The organism is Coriobacteriia bacterium (assembly GCA_031292615.1).
Classification (GTDB): domain Bacteria; phylum Actinomycetota; class Coriobacteriia; order Anaerosomatales; family JAAXUF01; genus JARLGT01.
This window is the reverse complement of sequence record JARLGT010000047.1, coordinates 1-5,493: the sequence shown is the minus strand read 5'-3', so window position 1 is coordinate 5,493 and position 5,493 is coordinate 1. Positions and strand designations below refer to the sequence as shown.

General features: G+C 67.9%; 2 protein-coding genes. Both read right to left on the bottom strand.

What is annotated here, in order from left to right; translation table 11 throughout:
- A partial coding sequence (locus P4L93_04440) for a DEAD/DEAH box helicase (GenBank protein ID MDR3686189.1) occupies positions 1–417 on the bottom strand: 417 nt, incomplete at its 3' end.
- A gap of 320 nt (positions 418–737) precedes the next feature.
- A partial coding sequence (locus P4L93_04435; GenBank protein ID MDR3686188.1) for a glucoamylase family protein occupies positions 738–5,493 on the bottom strand: 4,756 nt, incomplete at its 5' end.

Genomic DNA, 5,493 nt, shown 5'->3' with positions numbered 1-5,493 from the left:
GCAGTCACGCTGGTTGCACAGATCGAGCAGGCGACCAGGCGTGGCGACGAGGATGTCGACGCCCTTACGAAGCGCCGAGGCCTGCGGGCCGTAGCCGACGCCGCCGTAGACGACGGCGACCTTGTGCTGTGTCGAGCGCGCGGCCTGCTTGGCGACGCCTTCGATTTGCACGGCCAGCTCGCGGGTGGGGGTAACGATGAGAGCGACCGGGCGGCGGTTGCCGGGGCGGACGCGCTGGAGGGTCGGCAGCGTGAATGCTGCAGTCTTGCCGGTGCCGGTCTGCGCGCAACCGACGACGTCCTTGCCCGCGATTATGGCGGGGATGGCCTGCTCCTGGATGGGGGTGGGGGCGTCGTAGCCCATGTTGCGGACGGCCTTAAGCAGGCGTTCGTCCAAGCCCAGATTGTTGAAACCCAAGTTGTAACGCTCCATTCCTGTGCGCCGATGCGGCAGCACTGCGTGTAGACGCAGCTGATCCGACGGCCAACAGGGGAGGCGAGGGACAACCGAGTCCGGGGTGAGGCGCCGAGGGTTCGGCGCACGTGAGGGAGCACTATACAGTGCGCGGGGGCAAAAGGGAAATGCGGGCGACCAGCGCGCCCTTGGGAGGGGTCCGAGGAGGCACCGTGCTCAGACATGCTCGATGGGTCGCCCACGGGGCGACCCATCTGCGTAACGGCGCGCGGTACCTCCTCGGACCCCTCCCGCGATATCGCAGGTCAGGAGCGCGCCAACACCTAGCCGCCCAGCATTGTCACGATGACTTCGTGGGTCTGGGTGTCGTCTGCTAGCGGCACCTTTGTGTCGTCCAGAACCTTGCCATCCAGTTCGACTTTGGCCACTCCTCGGTTCACGCCTCGGGGGTTGGTGACTCGGACGTTATACGTCGCTGAGGCGTGGCGATACGTTAGCGTGAATCCCGGCCAGTGCTTGGGGATGCACGGGTCGACGATCATCGACTGGGAGCCGTTCTCGGCGAGGAGGCGGAAGCCGAGCATGTAGTGAAGAGCGACTCGGTAGAACCACGAGGCCGAGCCGGTGTACCAGGTCCAGCCACCTCGGCCGGTGTGGGGCGAGGCGGCGTAGACGTCGGCGGCGATCACGTACGGTTCGACGGCGTAGTGGCGCGCGGCCTGGGGCGTGAGCGAGTGCGTTATCGGGTTGATGAGCGAGAGCAGAGCGGCGGCGTCATCGCCCTCGCCACGCAGCAGATTGGCGAGCACGACCCACAGTGCGCCGTGCGTGTACTGGCCGCCGTTCTCTCGCACACCAGGGACGTAGCCTTTGATGTAGCCGGGGTCTTGCGGCATCTTGTCGAATGGCGGTGCCAGCAGCGCGATCAGCCGGTCTTCTCGGCGGACGAGCTTCTCTTCGACAGACTGCAGAGCCGTTGAGGCGCGCTCGGGATCGGCAGCGCCGGAGATGGTCGCCCACGCCTGCGCGATCGCGTCGATGCGCGCCTCGGAGGCGGTGTGCGTGCCGAGCGGAGTGCCGTCGTCGAAGTACGCGCGGCGGTACCACGCGCCATCCCAGCCGTGCTCCTCGACAGCGACGCGCAGGCGCTCGCTCCACGCGCGGTAGTCGGCGGCCAGTTCGACCTCGCCGCGCGACTCCACGATCGGGCCGAACTTGCCCAGCACGTAGATAAGGAACCAAGCGAGCCAGATGCTCTCGCCCTTGCCCTCGTGGCCGACGCGGTTCATTCCGTCGTTCCAGTCGCCGCCACCCATCAGCGGCAGGCCGTGCACGCCCAGCGGCCGACCGGCCTCCAGCGCGCGCTTGCAGTGTTCGTAGACGGTGGCAGCCTGCTCTGACACCGCGGGCTGCACGTACGCGTCTTCCTGCTCGATAGGGAGTGGCTGGCCTTCGAGGAACGCCGTGCGTTCGTCGAGTACGCTCTCGTCGCCGGTCGCCGAGAGGTACTCGGCAACGACCAGCGGCAGCCAGTGGCGGTCGTCGGAGATGTGCGTCCGCACGCCTCGTCCGGAGTAGGGCTGCCACCAGTGCAGCACGTCGCCCTCGGGGAACTGGTGATGCGACGCCTCGACGATCTGCTCGCGCACGAGCTTGGGGCGCGCGACGAGCAGCGCGAGCGAGTCCTGCAGCTGGTCGCGGAAGCCGAACGCCCCGCTGGACTGGTAGGTCGCAGTGCGTCCCCAGAGCCGACACGCGGTGGCCTGGTAGAGGAGCCAGTCGTTGACCATCAGGTCGAGCTGGTCGTCCGGGGTGTCGACCTGGACCGTGTCCAGCAGCTCGCTCCAGAACTCCTCGCAACCGGCGAGGACGGAGTCCAGCGCGCCCTGCTCGCGATGACGCGTCACAGACTCGCGCGCCTCTTCCAGCGTCGAGTTCTGGCCGAGCAGGAACGTGACGGTCGCGCTCTGGCCCGGCTCCAAGTCGACGTGCGTCTGAAGCGCGCCGCAGTTGTCGTGGTAGCGACCGCTCAGGCCGCCGAGCTCCTTGGCGCGCATCGCCGCCGGATGGCTCGGCCGGCCGTTGCGGCCAACGAACTCGGTGCGGCTCGCGGTCCAGCTCGAAAGCGGCCGGTCGCATGCGACAAACGCGCATCGGCCCGGGAAGTCGAGGTTGAGGTGGTTGTGCGCCGTGAGCATGTCCGTCTCGGCGTCGAACCAGGTGACCACGAGCTGCTGCGCCCGCGACCTCGAGTCGCCGAGCACCCACTCCACGAACTGTGTGACGGAGAGCTTGCGCGCCTCGGAGCCGGTGTTGGTGAGTTCGAGACGGCAGACGCGGATGGGGTCGCTAGCCGGGATGAACCACTGCAGCCGATGCGCGATGCCGTGCGTCTCGTGCTCGAAGGTGACCCGCCCGTGACCGTGGCGGATGACGTAGGGCTCGGGAGTGCGAACCGGAAGCGGCGTTGGGCTCCAGTACTCACCGGTCTCCTCGTCGCGAATGTAGATCGCCTCGCCGGACCCGTCACTGACCGGGTCGTTGTTCCACGTGGTGATGCGGTTCTCGTGGCTGTTCAATGCCCAAGTGCAACCGACGCCGGCCTCGCTCACCGTGCAGCCGAACTCCGGCGTGGCGAGCACGTCGATCCAAGGCGCTGGCGTGGTGAGCTTGTCCTCCAGCACGATCACGTACTCGCTGGTCTCGGCGTCGAAACCGCCGAAGCCGTTGTCGAACTTGAGTACCGGGCGCTCGAACTGGGGCGCGAAGTAGCCGCCACTGCCTGGCTCGGCGGTGGTGATCAGCGCGTCGGGCGCGGCCGGACGCTTGCCTCGGCGATTGAGCTGAAGGTCGATGGTGCCGCCGTCGCCGTCGAGGGTGGCGCGGGCGACCGAGAGCAGGAGGTTGAGCACGTCGGGATGCATCTGGTCGACTCGGCGCAGGTAGACGCCGCCGGGCTTGTCGAGCAGCTGCAGCGCGTGGCCGGTGCGCACGAGCAGTCGCAGGCGATCGTCAAGCTCGTCGGCGTAGCCGGTGGGGCGCGTGTTGAGGATGACGAGGTCGGTGGTCAGGCCCTTGTGGCGCCAGTACTGGTGGGCCAGCAGCGCCTGGCGCACGAGCGGCGCATGCTCGAGCTCCTCGACGCGCACCAGCATGATGGGCAGGTCGCCCGAGATGCCGATCGACCACAGCCCGCTCATCTGCAAGCCGTTTTCCACCGGCGTCTTGATCTTGAGCGGCGAGAATGGGTCGGTGAGCACGAGGCGCGACGCGAGTCGCTCGAGGGTGATCGCCTCCTGTGGCGAGATGCCCAGGTCGCGCAGCTCGAGCTGCGAGGCGGTCCATGCGAGGTCGATCGCGCGCTGAGCACTGCGCGGGTCCGAGTACTTCTCGGTCAGGCGTATCGCAGCGTCGCGGGTCTCGGCGACTCCGGTGGTGAAGACCAGCCGCATACTCTCGCCAGCTGGAACGGTGAACGTGCGGCGAAGCGACGCGCACGGATCGAGCACCGGGCCCGTTGTCTCACCCAGCGCTCCGCTCGCATCCATCGCCGCCGGATCGTCGGCCCCGCGCAGCCTGCCCAGGAACGCCCCGCGATCGGTCTCGAAGCTCACGGCACAGTCGTCGACCTCGCAGGCCACGACGTGCAGGCCCCAGCAGCGTGCCTCGGTGGCGCTGCGCGGTCGGCGCGAGAAGAGCAGTGCGTTGGTGGCGGGCAGCGACTCGGTCTCGACGAAGAGGTTTGAGAACGACTTGTGCGCCTGATCGGAGGATTGCAAAGCGAGTGCGATCTCGAAGTACGAGGTCGCCTCGAGTTCGCGGGTGGTTCTGCCGTGGTTCGTGATGGTGAGGCGGCGGATCTCGACGTCGTCCTCGGGCGAGACCGAGATCTCGACGTGCGTCTCGATCTCGCCATCGCGTCGCCGGAACTCGGCCTTGTCGGGCGCGAACACAACGTTGTAGCTGTCCGGAGTGGCCGGATACGGGTTGTGCGGCGCCGAGAACACCTCGCCGCTCGCCATGTCGCGCAGGTAGAAGAACTGCCCCCAGCAGTCGCGTGTGAGGTCCTCGCGGTAGCGGTTGACGGCCACGCCGTTCCAGCGCGAGTAGCCGCCGCCGCCGTTGGTGACCATCACGGAGTAGCGGCCGTTGGACAGGAAGTGCGTCGCGGGCACGTTGGTCTCGGCGGTGGCGTAGCTGCGGGTGACGGGGGGCGGGAGCTCGCGCACCGAGCGCAGGTTCTCGACCTCCTCGACGTGCGGGGAGACCAGCTGGACGTGGCGAGGCAGGCGCTCCTGCAGCAGAAGCTCCGCCGAGCCCACGACAGGATCGGCGTGGAAGCGCCCGATCATGCGGTCGCCCACCAGTGCGTTGCCGAGCGCGATGAACGCCATGCCCTGGTGGTGCGCGAAGTACGCCTTGACCACCGCGCGCGTCTTGCCAGCCGGCACGCGGCCCGCCGTGTAGTCGAGCGCCTCGTAGTAGCCATAGCGGCCCTCGGCGCCCTCGGCGGTGAATGCCGCGAGGTCGGCGAGCACCGCGCGCGGAGCGATGGGCAGCGCGAGCAGTGCAGCGTACGGCGCCACAACGACGTCGTCGGACAGGCCGCGCTTCAGCCCCAGCCCCGGCACGCCGAAGGCCTGGTACTGGTACGTGAGCGCTGCATCCTTCGCGTTGAACGCCGACTCGCTCACACCCCACGGTACGCCACGCGTCTTACCGTAATCGATCTGCGCTTGTACCACGGTCTCGTACGTCTCGGAGAGCAGCGTGGCGGGCCAGTCGCGCATCACCAGCAGCGGCATCAGGTACTCGAACATCGACGCGCTCCAGCTCACAAGCGCGCGACCTTCGCGGACCTTGGTCAGGTTGCGACCGAGGCGGAACCAGTGCTCCTGCGGCACGTCGCCCTTGGCAATCGCGAGGAAGCTTGCAAGGCGACACTCGCTGGCCAGCAGGTCGTAGTAGCTGTTGTCGAGGCGGCCCTCGTTGAGGTTGTAGCCGATCGAGAACAGGTGCCGGTGCTCGTCGTAGAGCGCCGAGAAGTCCGTGTGCTCCCACATCTCGCGCGCGATCTCG